This window comes from Sandarakinorhabdus sp. AAP62 (assembly GCF_000331225.1).
Lineage (GTDB): Bacteria > Pseudomonadota > Alphaproteobacteria > Sphingomonadales > Sphingomonadaceae > Sandarakinorhabdus.
Genome location: NZ_ANFY01000007.1, coordinates 414,828 through 437,453, shown reverse-complemented (window position 1 = coordinate 437,453; position 22,626 = coordinate 414,828). Strand labels below are relative to the sequence as shown.

The 22,626-nt window shown below is 65.1% G+C and carries 21 protein-coding genes and 1 tRNA gene; 13 read left to right on the top strand and 9 right to left on the bottom strand.

Annotation, left to right across the window (positions count from 1 at the left end; all coding sequences use genetic code 11):
- Nucleotides 1–51 precede the first annotated feature (51 nt).
- From D619_RS0108570 to D619_RS17280, 3 genes are read right to left on the bottom strand one after another with little or no spacing between them, the layout of a single operon-like run.
- Entirely contained in the window at nt 52–843 is a 792-nt protein-coding gene (locus tag D619_RS0108570; protein ID WP_026090865.1) for a fumarylacetoacetate hydrolase family protein, read from the bottom strand.
- On the bottom strand, nt 836–1,615 hold the full coding sequence (locus D619_RS0108565) for an aldolase/citrate lyase family protein (RefSeq protein WP_017668169.1): 780 nt from the start codon (nt 1,613–1,615) through the stop codon (nt 836–838). Before D619_RS0108565 ends, D619_RS0108570 begins: the two co-directional genes overlap by 8 nt.
- Nucleotides 1,608–2,231 carry a TetR/AcrR family transcriptional regulator gene (locus D619_RS17280; protein ID WP_017668168.1) on the bottom strand — a complete coding sequence of 208 codons (624 nt, stop codon included), beginning with the start codon at nt 2,229–2,231 and terminating at the stop codon, nt 1,608–1,610. Before D619_RS17280 ends, D619_RS0108565 begins: the two co-directional genes overlap by 8 nt.
- Nucleotides 2,232–2,365: 134 nt before the next feature.
- On the opposite strand from D619_RS17280, the gene D619_RS0108555 reads away from it, so the two are divergent.
- The 4 genes from D619_RS0108555 to D619_RS0108540 are packed head-to-tail and all read left to right on the top strand — an operon-like array spanning nt 2,366 to nt 6,902.
- Nucleotides 2,366–3,838: an aldehyde dehydrogenase family protein gene (locus D619_RS0108555; protein ID WP_017668167.1), complete on the top strand. Its 1,473-nt coding sequence runs from the start codon at nt 2,366–2,368 to the stop codon at nt 3,836–3,838.
- A 1-nt stretch (nt 3,839) separates the two neighbouring features.
- A complete protein-coding gene (locus D619_RS0108550; protein ID WP_017668166.1) occupies nt 3,840–4,754 on the top strand; it encodes a VOC family protein in 915 nt (304 codons plus the stop codon).
- A gap of 28 nt (nt 4,755–4,782) precedes the next feature.
- Nucleotides 4,783–5,643, top strand: coding sequence for a fumarylacetoacetate hydrolase family protein (locus D619_RS0108545; protein WP_033373287.1), 861 nt, complete (start codon nt 4,783–4,785; stop codon nt 5,641–5,643).
- Between the two features lie 14 nt (nt 5,644–5,657).
- Complete coding sequence (locus tag D619_RS0108540; RefSeq protein ID WP_017668164.1) at nt 5,658–6,902, top strand: cytochrome P450; 1,245 nt, start codon at nt 5,658–5,660, stop codon at nt 6,900–6,902.
- 223 nt (nt 6,903–7,125) lie between these two features.
- Here D619_RS0108540 and D619_RS0108530 read toward each other — a convergent pair whose 3' ends face one another.
- Nucleotides 7,126–8,349, bottom strand: coding sequence for an integrase arm-type DNA-binding domain-containing protein (locus D619_RS0108530; protein ID WP_017668163.1), 1,224 nt, complete (start codon nt 8,347–8,349; stop codon nt 7,126–7,128).
- Between the two features lie 175 nt (nt 8,350–8,524).
- Nucleotides 8,525–8,611 (bottom strand) — tRNA-Leu (locus D619_RS0108525).
- 165 nt (nt 8,612–8,776) lie between these two features.
- On the opposite strand from D619_RS0108525, the gene D619_RS0108520 reads away from it, so the two are divergent.
- The 6 genes from D619_RS0108520 to D619_RS16150 all read left to right on the top strand — a co-directional run bounded on the left by D619_RS0108520 (nt 8,777) and on the right by D619_RS16150 (nt 17,713).
- Entirely contained in the window at nt 8,777–9,739 is a 963-nt protein-coding gene (locus D619_RS0108520; protein ID WP_017668162.1) for a complex I NDUFA9 subunit family protein, read from the top strand.
- Complete coding sequence (locus D619_RS0108515) at nt 9,736–10,542, top strand: undecaprenyl-diphosphate phosphatase (protein WP_017668161.1); 807 nt, start codon at nt 9,736–9,738, stop codon at nt 10,540–10,542. The genes D619_RS0108520 and D619_RS0108515 overlap by 4 nt, the downstream gene beginning before the upstream one ends.
- 150 nt (nt 10,543–10,692) lie before the next feature.
- Nucleotides 10,693–12,123, top strand: coding sequence for an NAD(P)-dependent oxidoreductase (locus tag D619_RS0108510; protein WP_017668160.1), 1,431 nt, complete (start codon nt 10,693–10,695; stop codon nt 12,121–12,123).
- Nucleotides 12,124–12,155: 32 nt separating this feature from the next.
- Nucleotides 12,156–12,746 carry a DUF2059 domain-containing protein gene (locus D619_RS0108505; RefSeq protein WP_017668159.1) on the top strand — a complete coding sequence of 197 codons (591 nt, stop codon included), beginning with the start codon at nt 12,156–12,158 and terminating at the stop codon, nt 12,744–12,746.
- On the top strand, nt 12,743–17,296 hold the full coding sequence (gltB, locus tag D619_RS0108500) for a glutamate synthase large subunit (protein WP_017668158.1): 4,554 nt from the start codon (nt 12,743–12,745) through the stop codon (nt 17,294–17,296). The genes D619_RS0108505 and gltB overlap by 4 nt, the downstream gene beginning before the upstream one ends.
- Nucleotides 17,297–17,359: 63 nt before the next feature.
- Nucleotides 17,360–17,713, top strand: coding sequence for a hypothetical protein (locus tag D619_RS16150; protein ID WP_193743279.1), 354 nt, complete (start codon nt 17,360–17,362; stop codon nt 17,711–17,713).
- Here the strand turns inward: D619_RS16150 and D619_RS0108490 are convergent.
- Nucleotides 17,710–17,994 (bottom strand): PepSY domain-containing protein, encoded by a 285-nt coding sequence (locus D619_RS0108490; RefSeq protein WP_243442624.1) that lies wholly within the window; start codon nt 17,992–17,994, stop codon nt 17,710–17,712. The genes D619_RS16150 and D619_RS0108490 overlap by 4 nt on opposite strands.
- An 11-nt stretch (nt 17,995–18,005) precedes the next feature.
- On the bottom strand, nt 18,006–18,587 hold the full coding sequence (locus D619_RS16145; protein ID WP_017668155.1) for a ferric reductase-like transmembrane domain-containing protein: 582 nt from the start codon (nt 18,585–18,587) through the stop codon (nt 18,006–18,008).
- 98 nt (nt 18,588–18,685) lie between these two features.
- Between D619_RS16145 and D619_RS0108480 the strand changes: the two genes are divergently transcribed.
- Entirely contained in the window at nt 18,686–19,351 is a 666-nt protein-coding gene (locus tag D619_RS0108480) for a glutathione S-transferase family protein (protein WP_017668154.1), read from the top strand.
- A gap of 24 nt (nt 19,352–19,375) precedes the next feature.
- On the top strand, nt 19,376–20,599 hold the full coding sequence (locus D619_RS0108475; RefSeq protein ID WP_017668153.1) for an MFS transporter: 1,224 nt from the start codon (nt 19,376–19,378) through the stop codon (nt 20,597–20,599).
- A 253-nt stretch (nt 20,600–20,852) separates the two neighbouring features.
- Here D619_RS0108475 and D619_RS0108470 read toward each other — a convergent pair whose 3' ends face one another.
- Nucleotides 20,853–21,545, bottom strand: coding sequence for an NAD-dependent deacylase (locus tag D619_RS0108470; protein WP_017668152.1), 693 nt, complete (start codon nt 21,543–21,545; stop codon nt 20,853–20,855).
- Entirely contained in the window at nt 21,542–22,063 is a 522-nt protein-coding gene (locus D619_RS0108465) for a GNAT family N-acetyltransferase (protein ID WP_033373283.1), read from the bottom strand. The genes D619_RS0108470 and D619_RS0108465 overlap by 4 nt, the downstream gene beginning before the upstream one ends.
- 57 nt (nt 22,064–22,120) lie before the next feature.
- On the opposite strand from D619_RS0108465, the gene D619_RS0108460 reads away from it, so the two are divergent.
- Nucleotides 22,121–22,555: a response regulator transcription factor gene (locus tag D619_RS0108460; protein WP_033373281.1), complete on the top strand. Its 435-nt coding sequence runs from the start codon at nt 22,121–22,123 to the stop codon at nt 22,553–22,555.
- Nucleotides 22,556–22,626: the final 71 nt, after the last annotated feature.

The following is a 22,626-nucleotide window of genomic DNA, read 5'->3' as shown; positions in this document are numbered from 1 at the left end:
AGCCGCTGGGTCAAGCGTTGCCCGCTGCCAGATGCCTGCCATCGCCGTCCCTCAAACAAACCGGGTGAGCACGTCGCCCAGGCCGGAATCGAAGCGCGCGATCACCTCGTCACCGGCCTTCACGGGCATGGCCCGCACGAAAGAGCCCGTAAGGATGGTCTGGCCAGGCTCGAATGTGATACCGAACTCGCCCAGCTTGTTGGCCAGCCAGGCCACCGCCGTGACCGGATTGCCCAGCACCGCCGACGACATGCCTTCATGCTCCATCTTGCCGTTGATGATCATCTGGCCGGTGACCTTGCGGATATCGATATCCTCCAGCCGGACTGGATTGGCACCCAGCACGGCGGCGCCGCAGGCGGCAAGATCGGCGACCGTGTCCACCACCGTCATGCCCGGCCCCGGGCCAACGCGGAAATCGACGATCTCGATGGCCGGCAGCACGAAATCGGTGGCGCGCAGCACATCAACCGGAAGGATGCCGGGGCCTTTCAGCGCGCTCTTCATCACGAAGGCGATCTCGATCTCGATCAACGGATAAAAGAAGCGGCCGCAATCGATCGGCGTGTCTTCGGGCAGGAACAGATCGTCGGTCATCGCGCTGAAATCCGGCTCGGTGGAGCCCATCGATTCCTGCATCACCTTCGATGTGAGCCCCACCTTGAAGCCGCGTACCTGCCGCCCTTGCGCCACGCGGCGTTCGGTGAAGGCCTTCTGGATGGCATAGGCATCATCCATCTCGATGCCGGGATGGCTCTTGGTCAACAGCGGCAAGGACTGCCTTGTGCTGTAGGTGCCGATGATGTCGGCAAGGATTCGGTCGCGGGTGGGAGCATCAAGCATGGGCATTTCCTTCCGCGATGGCGGCACGGGTGGTCGCAAGGCTGGTCTGTGCGGCGGCGGCCAGCGCGGCATTGTCGGTGATCACGGAAATCATCCGGAAGCCCTGTGCCGCCCGCAACGGCGCCACCGTCGGATTGGACAGCACGGCCGTGGCAATTCCGCGTGCCCTGGCGGCGGCATTGATGCGGGCGATGGCGGCGTCAAAGGCCGGCTTGCCGTCATTGTCACCGGGCGGCAGGCCCAGGGAGAAGGAGAGATCGAACGGGCCGACAAACAGGGCGTCCACTCCCGGCACGGCAGCAATCTCCTCGACCACGGCCAGCGCCTCAACCGTTTCGATCATCGGGATGACGGCGATGCGGGCGTTGGCACCCGGTACATACCCCATGCCATCGCGCGCGCTGACGCGCACCGGCCCGAGGCTGCGACGGCCCGCTGGCGGATAGAGGCAGGATTCGACCAGCCGCCGCGCTTCATCAACGCTGTTCACCATCGGAGCCACGATGCCCATCGCGCCGGCATCGAGCATGCGGCCGACAATGCCCGGCTCGTTCCACGGCACCCGCACGATGGGGGTAATTCCGGCCAGATCGATGGCGCGGATCATCTCCACCGCCGTCTCATAACCCATACAGCCGTGCTGCATGTCGACCAGCGCCCAATCAAAGCCGCCCCTGGCCAATATTTCGGCGGTCAGGCTGCTGGGCAGCATGCACCAGGCACCCAGGGTAAGCTCGTCGCGCTGCCAGCGCTGCTTCAGCGGTTCAGGCATCTTGTCTGTTCCCATCGATGAGGTTGGTGAGTTGTTCGCGCAGCAGCCGCATGCACCAGCCGCGATCCTGGCCGCCGCCCAGCCAGCTGATCAGCGCGAAATAATACAGTGCAAAGGCCGAACGGGCGACGAGCGGCGGACTGCGCACCCGGCCATCGGCAGCGATCATCCCGGTCAAGCCGTCGTAGATCGCATCCATCAGTTCATCGATATCGCTGCGCCGGGCGTCGGAATGCGGCACCACAAGCTCTTTCAGCAACAATCGCGCCAGATCGGCATCATCGGCGTGATAATCTGCCATACGAGTGAAGGCCGCCATCAGCCGGCCATCGATGCCGGCAGTGACCGGCGGCTCGGCAAAGATACGGCGCACCGTTTCCAGCATCTCGTCCCGGAACACCATGACCAACAGGTCTTCCTTGGTGTGGGCATAGAGGAACAGCGTGCCGGTGCCGATATCGGCGGCTTCGGCAATCTGCTGGGTGGTGGTGTCGGCAAAGCCCTGGCGCTGGAACAGGTCGCGTGCCGCGGCCACGATCCGCGCCCGCTTTTCCAGCTTGTTGCGCTCCCGGCGCCCCGGCGTCGCGGCCTTCTCTTCCGTTTTGCCGGGTGTCATCGCCGCCTCTGAACCATGGTCCGACTCCCCTGTCTGCCGTATCGGCATAGCGATGTTATTGACCACAGTCAAAAGTGAGTCTACTCATTTTCTATCGACTCGCGACACGGCGGGCGCAATTGGGGAGAGACGCGATGGCCAACAACAGGGTCATGGTCGCCGGGGTGGAGGTCTCGCTCGATCACTGGATCGGTGGTCGTCGGGTGGCCTCGGTCAACCGCTTTGCCAACGCCTCACCCATCGATGGCAGCGACCTCGGCGCGGTGGCAGCAGGCGGGCAGGCCGAAGCCGATATGGCGGTGGCCGCCGCCAGGGCCGCCTTCCCCGCCTGGGCCGCACTGGGGGCGGCTGGACGCCTGCCGATCCTGCGCCGTTTTGCCAGCGGTATCATGACCCGTGCCGCAGAGATTGCCGCAGTGGAAACCGCCGACAATGGTTCGCTGCTCGCCGGCAACCTGCATCGCATGGTGCCGCGCGCCGCGCAGAACATCAGTTTCTTCGCCGAATGGGCGCTGGGCCTCAACGATCACGCCATCGATCATCCCGAGGTGGTCAACAACGTCCGCTATGATCCGTCGGGTGTGGCCGTGCTGATCACGCCGTGGAACGCGCCCTTCATGCTGACCACCTGGAAGGTTGGCCCGGCGCTGGCGGCCGGCAACACTGTGGTGATCAAGCCGCCGGAATGGGCACCGCTCAGTTGCTCGCTGCTGGCCGATATCGCCCATGCCGCCGGCCTGCCGCCAGGCGTGCTCAATGTCGTGCAGGGCATTGGCGAAGAGGCCGGCGATGCGCTGGTCAACCATCCCGATCTGGCCCGTATCAGCTTCACTGGATCGACCGATACCGCGAAGATCATCGGCCAGGCCGCCGCGCGCTCGATCACGCCGATGAGCGCCGAGCTGGGCGGAAAATCGCCGTTCATCGTCTGCGCCGACGCCGATCTCGATGCCGCGGCGCAGACGGTTGCCGGGCAATATATCAACGCCGGCCAGGTCTGCCTTGCCGGCACGCGCATCATGGTCGAAGCCTCGATCGAAGCGGCATTCCTGGAAAAGGTCCGCGACGCCGTGGACCAGATGACCGTGGGCGATCCGCGCGATCCCGCCACCCGCGTCGGCCCCTTGATCCACCCCGACCATTTCGCCCGTGTTGCGGGCTTCGTCGAACGCGCCAAGGCAGGCGGTGCGCAGCTGCTGTGGGGCGGTGAACGGGCAGTTGCGGGCGCGCTCTATTTCCAGCCCACGATGTTTGCCGGCGCCGACCGCGACGACGAGATCAACCAGAAGGAAGTCTTTGGCCCGGTGCTCACCTGGCAAACGTTCGTGGACGACGCCGAAGCCATCGCCATCGCCAACGGCACCGAATATGGCCTCGCCGGCACCCTGTTCTGCGGCGACGAGGGCCGCGCGATGCGGATCGCCGAGCAGGTGGTGGCCGGCACCCTGTGGGTCAACTGCTTCTTCGTGCGCGACTTGGCTGCGCCCTTCGGCGGCAGCCGCATGTCCGGCATCGGCCGCGAGGGCGGCACGCACAGTTTCGATTTCTACTGCAACATCAAGAATATCGCCGTGCGCAAAGGGTCGTTCGCGGCCAAGGGAGTTTGACATGAGCACTGGATTTTCCGGCGTCACCGAACTGGGCACCATCACGCTGGGCGTCAGCGATCTTTCCACCTGGGTGCAATTTGCCAGCACCGTGCTCGGCATGGAGGTCGTGCCCGGCGAGAGCGACGATATTGCCTATCTGCGCATGGATTACTGGCACCACCGGATCAAGCTGCTGGCCGACGGCTCGGACGATCTGGTCGCCCTGAGCCTGCGGCTGGCCGGCGTGCTGGAATTCCGCGCCATGGCCAAGGTGCTGGAGGCCGCTGGCGTGCCGGTGCGCGTCGGCACCCCAGCCGAAGCCGAGGCCCGTCAGGTGCTGGAGGTGATGTTCGTCTCCGACCCTAACGGCTATCCCGTCGAGCTCTTCCACGGGCCACTGGTGCAATATGATCTGCCGTTTCACCCCGGTCGCCGCATGCACGGCGGCTTCAAGACGGCGCTGGGCGGCTTTGGCCATATCATGCTCAACCGCAAGGCTGATTTCGAGGCAATCCACACCTTCTACACCCTGCTAGGCCTGCGCGGCGGCATCGAATACAAGATGCCGCTGCCGCACCTGCCGGCGCCGGTGGAACTGATGTTCCTGCACTGCAATGGCCGTCAGCACACTCTGGCCTTTGGCCCGCCTGGCGAAAAGCGCATCAACCATGTGATGACCGAGATGGAGCGCATGGAGGATGTCGGCCTCGCCTATGACATCGTCGCGCGGTCCGGCATCCCGGTCATCATAGAGCCGGGCAGCCACGCCAACGACCAGATGTTCAGTTTCTACTTCAAGAATCCGTCGGGCTTCATGAACGAGATTGGCTGGGGCGGCCGCTCACCCACCGGGCAGAGCGAGTATTTCCAGCGCGACAGCTTCGGCCATGCGCCGGTGATGCCCAACATGAAGGGCTTCATGGTTCCGGCCTGAACCGCGCCACCAATCGGGGAGAATGACCATGTCCGTACTTGTTGGCCCGCGCGAGGAATGGCGGCGCATCCTGCTGGAAGGCACGCCGCAATGGGTGCGGCCCGAAGGCGATCGGTTGCGGCTTGGTGATGGCCGCTTCGTGGCCGAGGCGGACGCCGTCTATCTGCCCCCGTGCGATCCCACCAAGATCATCTGCATCCACCTCAATTATGAGTCGCGCCGGGTCGAGTTCCGCGCCCCGGAACTGACAACCCCCACCTATTTCCAGAAACCGCTGACCGCCCTGAATGCGCACCGCGGCAAGCTCTCGCGCCCGGCCGACTGCCAATTCCTCAACTATGAGGGTGAAGTGGGCGTGATCGTCGGCAAGCCGATGCGCAACATCGGCCGCGACGCGGTGTGGGACCATATTGCCGGCTTTGCCCCGGTGAACGATGTCGGCGCGCAGGATTTCCGCGACACCGATGCCGGCTCGATGCTGCGCGTGAAGGGCATGGACGGCTTCTGCCCGATCGGCCCTGGCATCGTGCGCGGCATCGATATCCGCGAACAGGCGGTGCGCACGTACATCAACGGCAAGGTTGTCCAGGAAGGCGCGCTGGCCGAGATGACCTTCGACATCCCCTATATCCTGGCCGATCTGTGCCGCCACATCACCCTGCTGCCCGGCGACCTGATCCTGTCGGGCACGCCCGCCAATAGCCGGCCCATGGCCATCGGCGACGTGGTGGAGGTGGAGGTGACCGGCGTAGGCCGGCTGACCAACACGGTCCAGGAAATCCCGGCGCCGGCGCACGACGTTGGCCATGACCCGACCGATACTGACACCGTGCGGCGCGTTGCCTTGGGCGGCGACTGGTGGGCACAGCAGGGCCAGGCTTCGGCCTGACAGGAGAGCAAGTCATGACCGTGGCGGCACTGGCAGACAATCTCATCAACCCCGATCTGTTTCCCGCCGATCAGGGCCCGCCGCATCGGCTGTTCGATGCCTGGCGCACGGCTGATCCCGTGCACTGGAACCCCGCCAACCCGGCCTATGCTGGCGGCATGCCCGGCTCGACGGGCGTCAAGGGCTTCTGGGTGCTCACCCGCTATCAGGATGTGCTTGACGTCTCGATGGACCAGGCCCGTTTTACCTCCCACGACGGCATCGTGCTTTGGGACGTTTCGGGGGCAGAACTGGAACGCCAGCGTGCCAATTTCATGGTGATGAAGCCGGAACAGCACAGCGCGGTGAAAAAGGTGATCATGCCGCCATTCATGCCGCGCGCGCTCGCAGAACTGGGACCGGAGGTGGACAAGTTGGCCGCCGAGATTGTCGATCGGGTGGCCGCGCGGGGCAATTGCGAATTCGTGTTCGACGTCGCGTCTGTGCTGCCGGTCCACACCTTCTGCGAACTGATGGGCATCCCGGCCCAATATCGCGAGCAGGTGGCGGCCTATGGCAACGAGATGGCCGATGTCGAAAGCCGCACCAGCGTCTCGATGGACCCAATGATCGGCCTGTTCGGCCTTGCCCAGCAGATGGCCGACGAAAAGCGCCGCAACCCCGATGGCCGGCTCTTGAGCGTGATGGTCAACGACACCACGCTGGGTCTCGATCCGATGATGATCAACCAGTTCGTGCTGGTGTTTGCCATGGCCGGGCATGAAACTACGCGCTCAACGGCGGCGCACTTCATCCACCTGATGAACCAGCATCCCGATCAATATGCCCTGCTGCGCAGCGATTTCGACGCCTATATCGATAACGCCATCGACGAGGTGCTGCGCTACACCTCGACCACCACCAACTTCATCCGCCATGCCGTTGCCGATACCGAAATCGGCGGGCAACCTGTGCGCAAGGGTGACAAGATCTACCTGTCGTACGCCGCCGCGAACCGCGATCCGGCAGTGTTCACCGATCCCCACAGCTTCGACATCACCCGCAGCAATGCCAAGCGCCACCTCGCCTTTGGCGCCGGGCCGCACATCTGCGTGGGAGCGCGCCTCGCGAAGATGCAACTGCGCGCGCTTCTGAAGCAGATCGTCACCCGCATTCCCGACATTCACTCGGTTGGCGAACCCGAATGGCTGCGCTCCATCTGGTTCAACGCGATCATTCGCATGCCGGTCGCCTTCACGCCCGAACGGCTCTCGCTCTAACTCAGATCTGGCTATCAGATAACTCCTGTAAGGCAGCTATTGGGCAATTTCGATTTGCGCAGCAGGTCTGCTTTTGGGGCGCAATGCGGAAGTATCAGCAGGGGGTACGATGTCACCCGTTGCTAACTGAGCGCCCTAATTGGCATCACCTCCGCCCTATTGCGGAGGACATCGAGATGGTCCGTCCGCCATTGCGCGATGTCCATTCGCTCCTGCCAATGGCTCAGCTGGCCCGCGCCACAGTAATGGGAACGATTTCAGCACCTTTCCGTAATGTGTCCAGATGGTCGCTCCACCATTGCGCCATCTCGACCCGCTCCGCCCAATGCGCGCCGCGATGATATGCAGATCGCACCTGGTCGCTGTCGGCGTGAGACAAGGCTCGTTCGATCGCGTCCGGGTTCCACTTGCCACTTTCATTCAGCAAAGACGATGCTGTCGATCGAAAGCCGTGGGCGGTCATTTCAGTCTTGCCAAAGCCCATGCGGCGCAGCGCCTGATTGATTGCGTTCTCGCACATTGGCTTCAACGGCGACCCAAGCTTCGGAAAAATGAAACGGCCATCGCCGGTCAAAGCTTTGGCTTCGTTCAGGATGGCGATAGCCTGCTTTGACAGCGGCACCCGGTGCGCCTGGCGCTGTTTCATGCGCGCCGCCGGGATTGTCCAGACCGCCTTGTCAAAATCGATCTCTGCCCATTCTGCTTTGCGGATTTCGCCGGGCCGCTGAAACACATGAGCCGTAAAGCGCAGCGCCAGTTGTGTTACCGGCTGACCGGCATATGCATCGATCGCCCGCAAGAGCGCGCCAAAGGCCACAGGCTCAATGATCGCAGCGCGGTGCGTTACCGTTGGTGCAATCAGTGCGCCCTGCAGCGGTTGCGCTGGATCGATGGTGGCCCGTGCCGTCACAACGGCATATCGGAATACCCGGCTGGAAAACGACCTTAGTCGCCGAGCTGTTTCGCGCTGGCCTTTGCCTTCGGCGGCTTTCAGCACAGCGAGCAATTCATGCGGTGAGATTTCGGCGATTGGCCGTTTACCCAGCGACGGCGAAAGCTTCGACAGCAGCCAACGGGTTTTGGCGATGGTAATGTCAGCCTTGTTCTCCGCCTCCAGCTTCGCGATGAACTCTTCGGCGATTGCGCCAAAGGTATTGGCCGAAGCAAATTTTCGGGCGATGCGCGCCTCGCGCTTGGCCGCAGCCGGATCATTCCCGGCTTCTGCCGCCGTGCGGGCAGCGTCGCGACGGGCGCGGGCCTCTTTCAAGCCAACGTCAGGATAGCTGCCGAGTGCTAGCTTCTTTTCCTTGCCGGCGATCCGATACTTTAGTCGCCACAGCTTTGAACCGCTGGTCGTTATCAGCAAATAGAGCCCCTTTTCATCAGCCAGCTTCCGATCGGCCACGCCGGCCTTGGCCAACTTGATCGTGGTATCTGTCAGCGCCATCGGTTCACCCTCGCAGCCTGGCTGCAAGACCGCCGGGAAAAAGGCCCCCAGAAAGGCCCCCAGAAAACTGCGCCTGCCGACGGATGTCGGCGAACACAGGCGGTCACTGCGAGGGCTAACCTAACTGATTTTCAGGGTTTTTTCAATCCCCGGCGGCCGCTGGCGGCCGGGGTGATGGTGCCCAGAAGAGGACTCGAACCTCCACGCCCTTGCGAGCGCCAGCACCTGAAGCTGGTGCGTCTACCAATTCCGCCATCTGGGCACGGGGTAGGCGGCGGCTGATATGGGTGGAATCGGGGCTTGTCAATCGCTGCGGCAGGTTGGGTGCATTTTTTCCGTCCCTGCAGCGCCGTGGGGCAAGAAGGGCCAAGACAAGCCCGTCGCCAGCGGCTAAATCGCCGGCATGACCGAGCAAGACAGCGCACACATGTTTTCGCCGCTCCCGCGCGGCGGCCTGGTTACCGTCGTCGGCGGTGCCGGCTTCATCGGCCGCTATGTGGTGGAGGAACTGGCCAAGGCCGGCTTTCGCGTGCGCGCCGTTTCGCGCCATGCCGATAGCGCGCTGCTGCTGAAGCCGCTCGGCGATCTCGGCCAGATCCAGGTGGTGACCGGCAATATCCGATCCGACGCCGATATGGCCGCGGCCTTTGCCGGCGCGGTGGCCGGCGTCAACCTGGTCGGTATCCTCGCCGAAAGCGGCAATCAGCGCTTTGCGGCGTTGCAGGCCGAAGGCGCCGGCCGGGCTGCGCGCGCCGCCGCCGCTGCCGGTGTGCAGGCCTATGTGCAGGTTTCCGCCATTGGCGCCGATGCCGCCAGCCCGATCCCTTATGCCCGGTCCAAGGGCGAAGGTGAGCAGCAGGTGCTCGGCGCGCTGCCGTTTGCGACCATCCTGCGCCCCAGCCTGGTGGGCGGACCGGAAGATGATTTCTTCAATCGCTTTGCCGGCATGGCGCGCGTTTCGCCGTTCCTGCCGGCCATCTGCGGCAACAGCCTGTTCCAGCCGGTCTATGTGCGCGATGTGGCCGAAGCCGTGCTGGCGGCGCTGCAAGGCGTGGCTGCGCGCGGCCGCACCTATGAACTGGGCGGGCCGGACGTGCTGAGCTTCACCGCCATATTGCAGCTGATTTCCGACCTGTCCGGCCTTGATCGCCCGGTGGTGCCTTTCTCTGATTTCACCTCGGGCCTGCTGGCCAAGCTGGGCGACCTGTTGCCGATGATGCCGATGAACAGCGATCAGCTGGCGATGCTGAAGCAGGGCAATATCTGCGCAGCCGGCATGCCGGGCCTCAGGGATCTGGGCATCACGCCCACCCCGCTGGCCGCCTATCTGCCCGAAATGATGCTGCGCTTCCGCCGCGGTGGCCGCTTTGCCAAGCCGGCGGCGGCGTGAACCAGCCTGATCTGCTCACCATCATCCTGCTCGGCATTGTCGAGGGGCTGACGGAATATCTCCCGGTGTCCTCCACCGGCCACCTGATCCTGGCCGGCGAGCTGCTCGGCTTTTCGGGCGAAGCCGGGGCGACCTTCGATATCGCCATCCAATCGGGCGCGATCCTGGCAGTGCTGGTGGCCTATTGGGGGCGGTTCATGGGGGTGGCCAAGGGCCTGCTGGTGCGGGAGCCCACGGCCTTTGCCTTCATCCGCAACGTCTTCCTGGGCTTTCTGCCGGCGGCGATCATGGGCGTGCTGTTCATCAAGGCGGTGGAGGCGCTGCTGGAAAGCCCCACGACCGTCGCCGTGTCGCTGATCGTGGGCGGCTTTGCGATCCTGTGGATCGAGCGGCGCATGACCGTGCCCAAGCTGTTCGGCGTCGAGGCGCTGACGACGCGCAATTCGCTGCTCATCGGGCTGGGCCAATGCGTCGCCATGATTCCCGGCGTGTCGCGTTCGGGCGCAACCATCATGGCAGCGCTGTTGCTGGGGGTGGACCGCAAGACGGCGGCGGAGTTCAGTTTCTTCCTCGCCGTGCCGACCATTTCGGGTGCCACGGTGCTGATGTTGTGGAAGAACCGTGACACGCTCGATGCCTCCAACCTGTCGGCCATCGGCATCGGCTTTGCCGTCAGCTTCGTGGTGGCGCTGGCGGTGGTGAAGGGCTTTGTCGCGCTGGTCAGCCGCTTTGGCTTCGCGCCTTTTGCCTGGTATCGAATCATCGCCGGCAGCGCCGCCCTGGTGTGGCTGACGATGAGATAGGGCCGAAACGGCCATAAAACGGCAGCTACACCGCCGGAATCGCACGGATTAGCCGGATTTAGGGAAGAAATACTGCCCTATTTGCCGCTTTTCACGTGACAAGCGCCGGTGCTTGTGGTTTCGCGCATCCGAACGAAAGGATACGCGACCATGGCCGCAACAAAATTGCTGAAGTTCGTCGAGCGCGACCAGGCCTATCCGGCCAAGCGGTCGGCCGATGAACGCGCCCATGATTTCCTGGAGATCAGCCGCCCCTATATCCTCGCCAAGGCCGAAGAGCAGGCCGGGCGCTGCAGCCAGTGCGGCGTGCCCTTCTGCCAGGTGCATTGCCCGTTGCAGAACAACATCCCCGACTGGCTGAAGCTGACAGCGGAAGGCCGTTTGCAGGAAGCCTATGAAGTGTCGGCCGCCACCAACGCCATGCCGGAAATCTGCGGCCGCATCTGCCCGCAGGACCGGCTGTGCGAAGGCAATTGCGTGATCGAACCCGGGTTCGGCAGCGTTACCATCGGTTCGGTGGAGAAGTTCCTGACCGATAACGCCTGGGAACAGGGCTGGGTGAAGCCGCTGGCGCCTGTCGCCGACCGTTCGGGCCAGAGCGTCGCCATCATCGGCGCCGGCCCGGCCGGCCTCACCGCCGCCGAGGCACTGCGGGTGAAGGGCTACCAGGTGCATGTCTATGATCGGCACGATCGCGCCGGTGGGCTGCTCACCTATGGCATCCCGGGCTTCAAGCTGGAAAAGCCGGTGGTGATGCGTCGCGTCGAGCGGTTGCGCGAAGGCGGCGTGCAGTTCCACCAGGATTTCGCCGTGGGCCGTGATGCCAGCCTGGCCGATCTGCGCGAGCGCCATGATGCGGTGCTGATTGCGACGGGGGTCTACAAGGCCCGCCAGGTCGCGGTGCCGGGCGCCGATGGGCCGACGACGATGGAAGCGCTGGATTATCTGATCGCTGCCAACAAGGCCGGCTTTGGCGACGAATTGCCGGGCGGTTTCGATGCCGCGGGCAAGCATGTCGTGGTGATCGGCGGTGGCGACACTGCCATGGATTGCGTGCGCACCGCCATCCGCCAGGGCGCTGCCAGCGTGAAATGTCTTTATCGCCGCGACCGTGCCAACATGCCGGGTTCGGCCCGCGAAGTGGCCAATGCCGAGGAAGAGGGCGTGGAATTCGTCTGGCTTGCAGCACCCGCCCAGATCACGCCCACCGGCGTGGTGGCGCAGGCCATGCGCCTGGGCCAGCCCGGCCCGGATGGCCGCCGTGCGCCCGAGCCGGATGCCGACAATCACTTCACCAGCACGGCCGATCTGGTGATCAAGGCGCTGGGCTTCGATGCCGAGGATCTGCCCGGCCTGTTTGGCGCGCCCGAACTGCCGGTAACGCGCTGGGGCACGGTGCGCATCGATCACAAGACGATGATGACCGGGATGGACGGCGTGTTTGCTGCCGGAGATATCGTGCGCGGCGCGTCGCTGGTGGTGTGGGCCGTGCGCGACGGGCGTGACGTGGCCGCCGCGATGCACCAGTATCTGCGCGCCAAGGCTGGTGCCTTGGCCGGTGCAGCGGCGCAGGCCGCCTGATCATGCCCGCGCTTTCCAAAGGATTTCCAAAGATGAAGACCCTGATCGCCACGATCGCTGCCCTTGGGCTTTCCGGCACGGCCCTTGCCCAAGCCAAGGCCCCGGCGCGTCCCGCCGATCCGGCGACGCTGCAAGCCGCCGCCGCGGTGGTGGCGCAACTGGGTCTGAAGGCGAAACTGCAGCAGCAGATGGCGCAGAGCATCGCCCAGATGAAGACTGGCGCCGTGATGCGCGCCATGCTGGCCCAGCAGCCGGGTTTCGTCCCGGCCTATCAGGCCAACAAGGCGAAATTTGATCCGGTACTGGCCAAGGCCGGCGCCATCCAGGCCGAGGTAGCCCAGGGCGTCGTCAACCAGAACCTGAACGGTGTCATCAATGCCGCCACCCAGGCCTATGCCCGCCAGTTCACCAAGGCCGAGCTGGATGCGATGCTGGTCTTCTATCGCAGCGCGCTCGGCCAGGCCTTGCTGCGCAAGGAGCCGGCCGTTGCCGCCGCCATCGCCAATGCCAATGGCCAATTGATCGGCGCCAAGATCGATGCCGCCATGCAGGCCAATGCCAAGCGCATCGGGGCTGCCCTCGCCCCGCTCAACAGCAACCCGCAACCGGCAGGCAAGCCATGACCCACAGCCCTGTGCCCTTCACCGCTTCGGCCGAGGAACGCGCCCGGATTGCCGATGTCGGCATGTATCGCCCCGAACTGGAAGGCGATGCCTGCGGCGTGGGCCTGGTGGCGGCCACCGATGGCCGGCCGCAGCGCCGGGTCGTCACCGCCGCCATCGATGCGCTGAAGGCGGTGTGGCACCGCGGCGCCGTCGATGCCGATGGCAAGACCGGCGATGGTGCGGGCATATTGGTCGAAATCCCGGTGGATTTCTTCCACGAACATGTCGAACGCCACGGCCAGAAGCCGGTCGCCGGCCTGCTGGCCGTGGGTCAGGTCTTCCTGCCGCGCACCGATCTGGCCGCGCAGGAAGCCTGCCGCACCATCGTCGAATCCGAAATCATCGGCTTTGGCTACAAGGTCTATGGCTGGCGCCAGGTGCCGGTAGATATCAGCTGCATCGGCGACAAGGCGATGCAGAGCCGGCCCGAGATCGAGCAGATCATGATCGCCGGCCCGAAGCCAGATGGCGAGGATGCCAAGGACCGGTTCGAGAAGGATCTCTATCTCATCCGTCGCCGCATCGAGAAGAAGGTGATCGAGGCCCAGATCCAGGGTTTCTATTTCTGCTCGCTGTCGTGCCGGACCCTGATCTACAAGGGCCTGTTTCTCGCTGAATCGCTGAGCGTCTTCTATCCCGATCTCAACGACGAACGTTTCGTTTCGCGCTTTGCCATCTATCACCAGCGTTATTCCACCAACACCTTCCCGCAATGGTGGCTGGCGCAGCCGTTCCGCTGCCTCGCGCACAATGGCGAGATCAACACGATCCGCGGCAATTCGAACTGGATGAAGAGCCACGAGATCAAGATGGCCGCCGCCGCGTTCGGCGAACATTCGGAAGACATCAAGCCGCTGATCCCCGCCGGCGCGTCGGACACGGCGGCGCTGGATGCGGTGTTCGAAGCCTTTGTGCGCTCCGGCCGCGATGCGCCGACCGCCAAGCTGATGCTGATCCCGCAGGCCTGGCAGCGTGATGCCAGCCTCGATCCCGCCACGCGCGCCATGTATGCCTTCTTCGCGTCGCTGATGGAGCCGTGGGACGGACCGGCGGCGCTGGCGATGACGGATGGCCGCTGGGTGGTGGCCGGCCTCGATCGCAACGCGCTGCGGCCGATGCGCTATTGCCTCACCCGCGATGGCCTCCTGATCACCGGTTCCGAAGCCGGCATGGTGGTGGTGCCGGAAGGCGATGTCGTGAAGAAGGGCGCGCTTGGCCCCGGTGAGATGATCGCGGTGGACCTGGATGCGGCGCCGTCGAAGTTCTACGCGGATGCCGAGATCAAGGCCAAGGTGGCCGGCGCGCAGGATTATGCGTCGCTGGTGGCCGGCTTCACCAATTTCGAGGATCTGCCGGGCCGCGCCAAGCCGGAGCCGGCCGCGGCCTTCGATCGCGACATGCTGCGCCGCCGCCAGGTCGCCGCCGGCCAGACGCTGGAAGACATGGAGCTGATCCTCGCCCCCATGGTGGAGGATGCCAAGGAAGCCGTTGGCTCCATGGGCGATGACGCGCCGCTGGCGGTGATTTCCGAAAACGCCCGCAACCTGTCGCACTTCTTCCGGCAGAATTTCAGCCAGGTCACCAACCCGCCGATCGACAGCCTGCGCGAAACCGGCGTGATGAGCCTGAAGACGCGCTTTTCGAACCTGACCAACATTTTGGACGACGAAGCCACCCAGGCCGGCGTGATGGTGATGGACAGCCCCGTGCTGTCCAACCGCGACTGGCATCTGCTGAAGGGCCATTTTGGCCGTCAGGTCGCCGAGATCGACTGCACGTTCGATATCACTGGCGGCCCCGGAGCCTTGCGCGCTGCCATCGCGCGCGTGCGCGCCGAGGCGGAAACCGCCGTGCGGCAGGGCAAGACGCAATTGTTCCTCACGGATGAGCATCAGTCTGCTCGCCAAGCCGGCATCGCCATGATCCTCGCCACGGCGGGCGTGCATACGCACCTCGTGAGGAAGGGCCTCAGAACCTACGCCAGCATCAACGTGCGCGCCGCCGAAGCGCTCGACACGCATTATTTCGCGGTGCTGGTCGGTGTGGGCGCCACCACGGTGAACGCCTATCTGGCGCAGGAAGCCATTACCGATCGCCACGCGCGCGGCCTGTTCGGCAGCCTGACGCTGGATGAATGCATCGCCCGCTACAAGAAGGCGGTGGACGACGGCCTGTTGAAGATCATGGCCAAGATGGGGATCGCGGTGATCTCCTCCTATCGTGGCGGCTATAATTTCGAAGCGGTTGGGCTGAGCCGGGCGCTGGTCAATGATTTCTTCCCCGGCATGCCGGCCAAGATTTCCGGCGAGGGCTTTGAATCGCTGTTCGTCAACGCCCAGATGCGCCACGAAAAGGCGTGGGATGAGGATGTGATCGCCCTGCCGGTGGGCGGCCTTTATCGCTGGCGCGCCAATGGCGAGGCGCATGCCTGGAATGCCCAGCTGATCCACCTGCTGCAGACGGCGGTGAGCCGCGACAGCTATTCCGACTATCAGAAGTTCAGCCGCGGCGTGCAGGCGCTGCCGCCGATTTCGCTGCGTGACCTCCTGGATTTCGTGCCCGGCACCAAGGCCGTGCCGATCGAATCGGTCGAATCCGTCACCGAAATCCGCAAGCGCTTCGTGACGCCGGGCATGAGCCTGGGCGCATTGTCACCGGAAGCGCACGAAACGCTGGCGATCGCCATGAACCGCATCGGCGCCAAGGCGGTTTCGGGTGAAGGCGGCGAGGACCCGATCCGCTTCAAGCCTTATGCCAATGGCGACAACGCCAACAGCGTGATCAAGCAGATCGCCAGCGGCCGCTTTGGCGTGACGGCGGAGTATCTCAACGCCTGCGAGGAAATCGAGATCAAGGTCTCCCAGGGCGCCAAGCCCGGCGAGGGCGGGCAGCTGCCCGGCTTCAAGGTGACCGAGCTGATCGCCAAGCTGCGTCACTCGACGCCGGGCGTGACGCTGATCAGCCCGCCGCCGCACCACGACATCTATTCGATCGAGGATCTGGCCCAGCTGATCTACGATCTGAAGCAGATCAACACCCGTGCCCGCGTCTGCGTGAAGCTGGTGAGCAGCGCCGGCATCGGCACGGTGGCGGCTGGCGTCGCCAAGGCGCACGCCGATGCCATCCTGATTTCCGGCAATGTTGGCGGCACCGGCGCGTCCCCGCAGACCAGCATCAAATATGCCGGCACGCCGTGGGAAATGGGCCTGTCCGAAGTCAATCAGGTGCTCACCCTCAATGGCCTGCGCCACCGGGTGAAGCTGCGCGCCGATGGCGGCCTGAAGACCGGCCGCGACGTGGTGATCGCTGCAATTCTGGGTGCGGAGGAGTATGGCATCGGCACGATGAGCCTGGTCGCCATGGGCTGCATCATGGTGCGCCAGTGCCATTCGAACACCTGCCCGGTGGGCGTCTGCACGCAGGACGAAGCGCTGCGCGGCAAGTTCGACGGCAGCCCGGAAAAGGTCATCAACCTGATGAGCTTCATCGCCGAGGAAGTGCGCGAAATCCTCGCGCGCCTTGGCTGCCGCAGCCTTGATGACGTGATCGGCCGCACCGAACTGCTGCGCCAGGTCAGCCGCGGGGCGGAGCATCTGGACGATCTCGACTTGAACCCGGTGCTGGCCAAGGTCGATGCGCCCGATGCCATGCGCCGCTGGGGCCTGGGCACCGGCCGCAACCCGGTGCCGGACAGCCTGGATGCGGAAATGATCCGCGACGCCGGCCATCTGTTCGAAGGCGGTGAGAAGATGCAGCTGGCCTATACGGTCAGGAACACGCACCGCGCGGTGGGCACGCGGCTTTCGGGCGAGATCACGCGGCGGTTCGGCATGACGGCGCTCAGCCCCGGCCATGTCCATATCCGGCTGCGCGGTTCCGCCGGCCAGTCGCTGGGCGCCTTTGCCGTGCAGGGCGTGAAGCTGGAAGTGTTCGGCGAGGCCAATGACTATGTCGGCAAGGGGCTTTCCGGTGCCACCATCGTGGTGCGACCCTTCCCGTCCAGCCCGCTGGCCAGCCAGGACAATGCCATCATCGGCAACACCGTGCTGTATGGCGCCACCGCCGGCAAACTCTTTGCCGCCGGCCGTGCGGGCGAGCGTTTTGCCGTGCGCAACAGCGGCGCCACCGTGGTGGTGGAAGGCTGCGGCGCCAATGGCTGCGAGTACATGACCGGCGGCACCGCGGTGATCCTGGGGCCGACGGGCGACAATTTTGGCGCCGGCATGTCGGGCGGGATGGCCTTCGTGCTGGATCGCGATGGCCAGTTCGAGCGGCGGGTGAACCGCGAAAGCGTGATCGTGCAGCGGCTGGAGTCGGCGCATTGGGAAGCGCATGTTCACGCGCTGATCGAGGAGCATGCCGCCGAGACGGGGTCCAAATGGGCCGCCGGCCTGCTCGCCGAATGGGACCGCACGCGCGCGGCGATCTGGCAGGTGTGCCCGAAGGAAATGGTCAGCCGGCTGCCGCATCCGCTGAACGACAGCCCGGCCAGCATCGCGGCGGAATAGGCCAACTCTTGAAACCGGGTCCTTCGCTGCTATATTCTTGTAAGACAGTCGAAGGACCCGATGATGGCCAAGAACAATGATCCGCTGATCGACAGCCTGATGCAGATGGCGGTGGCGGCTGCGCCGCTGATCCGCAAGGCGCGCGAGTCCGGCATTTTCCGCGACCGCGATACGGTGGTGGATGCCGAGATCGTGACGCCGGAACCGGCCAAGCCGCCGACCCCGCCGGAACCGCCCAAGGCTGCGGAGCCGCCACCGGTGAGCCCGGATACCAGCGCCCTGCAGGATATCGTCGTCCGCCAGGCGCTGCGCATCAACGAGCTGGAAGCCGAAGTGGCTGCGCTGAAGGCAAAGGCGGCCAAGCCGGCCAAGGCGAAGCCCCAAAGCAAGGCAAAGCCCCGGCCCGCCAAGGCTTAGCCCTTCTTGAACAGCACCTTGCCGCGCTGTTCGACGTACAGCTTCTCGAACGTCGCCGGATCGAAATAGGCCTCCACACGGCCGGTTTCCGGCAGGACGCCATAGACTTCATAGCAGCCGCCATCGACCTTCGCCTTGGCCACGGTCCAGCCCTGCCTGGTCAGTTCGGCCTTCAGCGTCTCGATCGGCTTCATGTCGGTCTTGGCGACATTGCACTTGATCTTGCCGGTAGCCAGCGCCGGGCCGGCCATCATCGTTGCAGCCAGAGCCGCCATCATCATCACGCGCATCTTCATACCTTTCGGGTTGCAGGGAAAAATCGAACCAGTTGCAGGCCGGCGACGAGGCCAGTGATTGCCATCGCCAGGCGACCCGCATCATGCACCACGGCCATGTGGGCCAGCGCCACTGCTGCCGCTGGCCAGGCCAAGCGCTGCACCGGCTTCCAAGCGCGGCGCAGCAGGCGCATCGCGGCATCATTGCTGGCCAGCGCCGGCGGCAGCATCAGGGCGAGCGCGATCCAGCCGGTGAGGATGCCGGGCGTCATCGCCTCATCCGCCATCAGTGCCCATTCACCGCCCGGTTCGGCAAAACCGCGCATGGCGAGCACATAGAGCCACAGATGCACCACGCTGGCCGCAAAGGCCGCCAGCCCCACCGCGCGGCGCAGCCACAACAGGCGCGCCAGCGGCCGCCCCAGCTTGGCCAGCGGCGTCATCACCACGGCAATTGCCAGCCACGCCATCGCCCAATTGCCGGTATCGGCCACCAATGCATCCAGATCGGCATCCGGGCTGGCTGCCTGCCACCACAGCATGGCCAGCGGCGCCATCAACACCGCCCACAGGGCCAATAGGGCGAAACGCCGGTTCATGTTTGCCGTGCTAGCGTTGTTGCGAATGATTTGCAACAAGCCAGTTGGGCGGCTGCGGCCTTCCCAAGACGGCAAAGATGATTATGACAAGGCTTGCAATGTGGCGTCTCTATCATTTCACGCTGTGCCCGTTCAGCCGCAAGGTGCGTTTCGCGCTGGCGGTGAAGGGTGTGACGCACGAACTGGTGCAGGAACGGCCGTGGGAAAAGCGCCCCGCCTTCACCGCGCTCAACCCGGCCGGGCAGACGCCGGTGCTGCAGCGCGATGCGCTGGTGCTGTCTGATTCGACCGCCATCCTTGAACATATCGAGGAAACGCTGGAACGCACGCCGCTGATCGGCAGCACGGCGGAAGATCGTGCCGAAACCCGGCGGCTCAGCGCCTGGTTCGATCAGAAATTCTATGCCGAAGTGAATGCGCCGCTGTTGGGGGAGCGCATGTACAAGCGCGCCGTGGTGCGCGGCACGCCCGATGGCGGCATCATCCGCGCCGCCAGCCGCATGGCAGACATGCACCTGGACTACATCGATTTCCTGCTCGAACGCCGCGCCTGGCTGGGCGGCGGCCAGTTCGGCCTGGCCGATATCGCGGCGGCGGCGCATCTTTCGGTGGCGGATTATCTGGCCGGTCTGGAATGGGATGGCCATGAACCGGCCAAGACCTGGTATTCGGCGATCAAGTCGCGCCCGACGTTCCGGCCCTTGCTGGCCGAACGGCTGGAAGGCCTGCCGCCGCCACAGCATTATGACAAGCTGGACTTCTGATCCGGCGGCCTTGGGGGGAGCGCGATGGCAACGAGGGAAGAGGCTGAAGCCCGCGCGCGCTGGCTGCTGATCACATTGCTCTTTGCCGGCACGGCGCTGAACTATGTCGATCGCCAGGTGCTGGCGCTGCTCAAACCCACGCTGGAAGCCGAATTCGGCTGGACCGATCAGGAATTCGCCCACTTGGGCAGCGTGTTCCAGCTCTCCGCCGCCTTCGCACTGCTGGCCGTGGGCTGGTTTGTCGACAAGTTCGGCGTGCGCTGGGCCTACGGCGTCGCCGTCGCGATCTGGAGCGCCGCCGGCATGGCCCACGCCGCCGCCGCCACCGTGAGCCAGTTCGTCGTCGCCCGCTCCGTGCTGGCGGTGGCCGAAAGCGTCAACACACCCGCCGCCGTGAAAGCCGCCGCCACCTATCTGCCGCTCACCCAGCGCAGCCTGGGCCTCGGCCTCGTCAACACCGCGCCCAACATCGGCGCCATCCTCACCCCGCTGCTGATCCCGCCGCTGGCGCTGGCCTTCGGCTGGCAATCGGCGTTCATCGTCACCGGCGCACTCGGCTTTGTCTGGCTGGCCTTCTGGGTGCTGAGCACGCGCACGCTCACCCCCGTCAACGTCGCCAAGAAAGCCGCGCTCGACGGCAACTGGGGCGCGCTGCTGAAAGATCACCGCACCTGGACGGTCGTCGGCGCCAAGGCCCTCACCGATTGCGTCTGGTGGTTCGTGCTGTTCTGGAGCACCGACTTCCTGGTGAAAACCTTCGGGCTTTCGCAAGGCGAGGTCGGCGAGCCCAACGCCATCATCTTCACCATGGCGGCCCTCGGCGCCTTCAGCTGCGGCTTCCTGTTCCCGGCCCTGCTCAAACGCGGCATGAGCGTGAACAAGGCGCGCAAGACCAGCATGTTCCTCTACGCCATCCTGATCCTGCCCATCCCGCTCGCCCTTTATGCGCCCGGCCCAATCGCGGCCGCCCTCATCATCGGCCTGGCACTCTTCGCCCATCAGGGCTTCTCCACCAACATCTTCGGCCTCGCCGCCGATACCGTGCCAACTTCGCGCGTCGCCGGGGTGATGGCGCTGGGCGGGGTGGCCGGCAACCTCACCGGCACCGGCATCATCGAACTGACCGGCTGGTGCCTCACCAACGGCGTCGGCTACTGGCCGATGTTCGCCATCGCGGCCGGCGCGTATCTGACGGCGCTGCTGTTCATCCAGCTGATGCAGCCGGATATCCGCGCGCTGGATGAGTGACAGAAAGGGATGCCACCGGCGGGCAGGGACGCAGTCCCTGCACCCGTTTGACTTGATGTGGCCGAACACCAATCGTCCGTCATGCTGGCGAAGGCCAGCATCCATAGTTGCATCGGGGCTCCGGCCATCGCGCTTGCGTTCAAGATGGATGCTGGCCTCCGCCAGCATGACGGGCTCATGAAACATGTGAGCGGACCAAAAACGAAAGTGGGTGCGGGGCCTCAGGCCCTGCCCGCCGGAGGCCCTCTTCACTTTACCCTCCCAGCAACTCCTCCACCCACGCTGGCACCAGCACGCTGGCCGGGCCGTGGCGGGCTTCGTCGAATAGGGGCGTGCCGGCCGACTGTTCCAGGTTGAGTTCCAGCGTGCGCGCGCCGGCTTCGCGCGCCCATTGCACGAAGCCGGCGGCCGGATAGACCGCGCCGGAGGTGCCGATGGAGACGAACAGGTCGCAAGCGCTGAGGGCGGCGCTGATCTCGTCCATGTGGTAGGGCATTTCGCCGAACCAGACGATATCGGGGCGTAAGGACCCCACCTGAGCGCAGGCCGGGCACTTGGGATCGCCGAGCAGCGGCCCGCGCCAGGGCCGCGCCGCGCCGCAGCGGGTGCAGAGGGCGGAATTGAGTTCGCCGTGCATGTGTAGCAGGCGATTGTGGCCGGCGCGATCGTGCAGATCATCGACATTCTGGGTGACGAGGAGGAAGTCCCCGCTCCACTCCGCCTCCAGCCGCGCCAGCGCCATGTGGGCGGCATTGGGCACCACCTGGCCGAGGAAGGCGCGGCGTTGGTCGTAGAATTGCTGCACCAATGTGGGGTTGCGGCGGAAGGCCTGCGGGGTGGCGACATCTTCCACGCGGTGGCCTTCCCACAGGCCATCGGCGGCGCGGAAAGTGGGCACGCCGGATTCGGCCGAAATGCCGGCGCCGGTGAGGATGACGATGTTCATGCCGTGAGCGCTTTCGGGTCGGGCCACCAGATGCGCTGATAGGCCTGGGTGCTGCCGTCGGGCGCGGCTTCCTTTTCGGCCAGTGATTCGAGCCCGCCGAGGCGGCGATAGAAGCCGCGTGCTGCGGTGTTGGCGGCATAGACGTGGAGATCGAGGCCCAGCCCCGGCGTTTCGCTGAGCGCGATCCGCGCGGCGGCGGCGAGCAGGCGGCGGCCGAGGCCCTGGCCTTTCAGACCGGGGCGGACGTGCAGATTGTCGACATGGCTGCCCCACTGCGGATCAGCGGCAAGGAAGATGCAGACAAAGCCGGCCAAGCCATCGTGATCCTCTGCCAGCAACACCCGCATGGCGGGATCGGGCGCGGTAAAGCGGTCGCTCCACACGCGCTGGCGGTCGGCGGCAAGGTCGTTGGCCAGCCAGTTCGCCGCCAGGATATGGGCATAGGCCGTCTGCCAGCTTGCCGTGTGCAGGGCGGCGATGGCGGCGGCATCGGCAGCGGTGGCGGGACGAAAAGTCATCGCCGCCACCATAGGAGCGGCTGGCGAAGTGCTGCAAGCTGTGGCTGAATGGGGGTGATGAAGGGGCGACGAATTCAGTGGCGGTTTGGCTGGCAGATGCTGGCGTGGGGGCTGGCACTGGCGGCGGGCGCGCTGCTGCTGGCGTGGACGGATTATCAGCGGATGGCCCGCACCAACACTGGCGATGTTGCGTTGCTGCTGGTGGCCGGCCTGTTCCTTGGGCTGGGCCTGTGGCTGGGCTTTGCGGTGTGGAACAAGCCGGCACCGCCACCGGGCAATCCCGCCGCCATCGCCAGCCTGGGCCTGACGCCGCGCGAGGTGGAGGTGCTGCGGTTGCTGGCGGCTGGCCAGGCCAACAAGGAGATCGCCCGGGCGCTGGAGGTGTCGCCCAACACGGTGAAGACGCACCTGGCGCGGCTGTATGAAAAACTGGGCGCGACCAGCCGCACGGCGGCCATCGCACGGGCGCGCAGCCTCGGGATTATCGGGTGATGTGCGGAAAATCACCCATCTGGGTGACTGACAGGCACCCCCTTGCCGTGTGTGAGTGATGGCGCAACCAT

Excerpts from the sequence above, each read along its gene's own strand:
- D619_RS0108460 (WP_033373281.1), top strand. The coding sequence starts at position 22,121 with ATGAAGGGGCGACGAATTCAGTGGCGGTTTGGCTGGCAGATGCTGGCG.
- D619_RS0108550 (WP_017668166.1), top strand. The coding sequence starts at position 3,840 with ATGAGCACTGGATTTTCCGGCGTCACCGAACTGGGCACCATCACGCTG.
- D619_RS17280 (WP_017668168.1), bottom strand. The coding sequence starts at position 2,231 with ATGACACCCGGCAAAACGGAAGAGAAGGCCGCGACGCCGGGGCGCCGG.
- D619_RS0108545 (WP_033373287.1), top strand. The coding sequence starts at position 4,783 with ATGTCCGTACTTGTTGGCCCGCGCGAGGAATGGCGGCGCATCCTGCTG.
- D619_RS16150 (WP_193743279.1), top strand. The coding sequence starts at position 17,360 with ATGGCCAAGAACAATGATCCGCTGATCGACAGCCTGATGCAGATGGCG.
- D619_RS16145 (WP_017668155.1), bottom strand. The coding sequence starts at position 18,587 with ATGAACCGGCGTTTCGCCCTATTGGCCCTGTGGGCGGTGTTGATGGCG.
- D619_RS0108475 (WP_017668153.1), top strand. The coding sequence starts at position 19,376 with ATGGCAACGAGGGAAGAGGCTGAAGCCCGCGCGCGCTGGCTGCTGATC.
- D619_RS0108510 (WP_017668160.1), top strand. The coding sequence starts at position 10,693 with ATGGCCGCAACAAAATTGCTGAAGTTCGTCGAGCGCGACCAGGCCTAT.
- D619_RS0108490 (WP_243442624.1), bottom strand. The coding sequence starts at position 17,994 with ATGATGATGGCGGCTCTGGCTGCAACGATGATGGCCGGCCCGGCGCTG.
- D619_RS0108570 (WP_026090865.1), bottom strand. The coding sequence starts at position 843 with ATGCTTGATGCTCCCACCCGCGACCGAATCCTTGCCGACATCATCGGC.
- D619_RS0108505 (WP_017668159.1), top strand. The coding sequence starts at position 12,156 with ATGAAGACCCTGATCGCCACGATCGCTGCCCTTGGGCTTTCCGGCACG.
- D619_RS0108540 (WP_017668164.1), top strand. The coding sequence starts at position 5,658 with ATGACCGTGGCGGCACTGGCAGACAATCTCATCAACCCCGATCTGTTT.
- D619_RS0108470 (WP_017668152.1), bottom strand. The coding sequence starts at position 21,545 with ATGAACATCGTCATCCTCACCGGCGCCGGCATTTCGGCCGAATCCGGC.
- D619_RS0108520 (WP_017668162.1), top strand. The coding sequence starts at position 8,777 with ATGTTTTCGCCGCTCCCGCGCGGCGGCCTGGTTACCGTCGTCGGCGGT.
- D619_RS0108480 (WP_017668154.1), top strand. The coding sequence starts at position 18,686 with ATGTGGCGTCTCTATCATTTCACGCTGTGCCCGTTCAGCCGCAAGGTG.
- D619_RS0108465 (WP_033373283.1), bottom strand. The coding sequence starts at position 22,063 with ATGACTTTTCGTCCCGCCACCGCTGCCGATGCCGCCGCCATCGCCGCC.
- D619_RS0108565 (WP_017668169.1), bottom strand. The coding sequence starts at position 1,615 with ATGCCTGAACCGCTGAAGCAGCGCTGGCAGCGCGACGAGCTTACCCTG.
- D619_RS0108555 (WP_017668167.1), top strand. The coding sequence starts at position 2,366 with ATGGCCAACAACAGGGTCATGGTCGCCGGGGTGGAGGTCTCGCTCGAT.
- D619_RS0108530 (WP_017668163.1), bottom strand. The coding sequence starts at position 8,349 with ATGGCGCTGACAGATACCACGATCAAGTTGGCCAAGGCCGGCGTGGCC.
- gltB (WP_017668158.1), top strand. The coding sequence starts at position 12,743 with ATGACCCACAGCCCTGTGCCCTTCACCGCTTCGGCCGAGGAACGCGCC.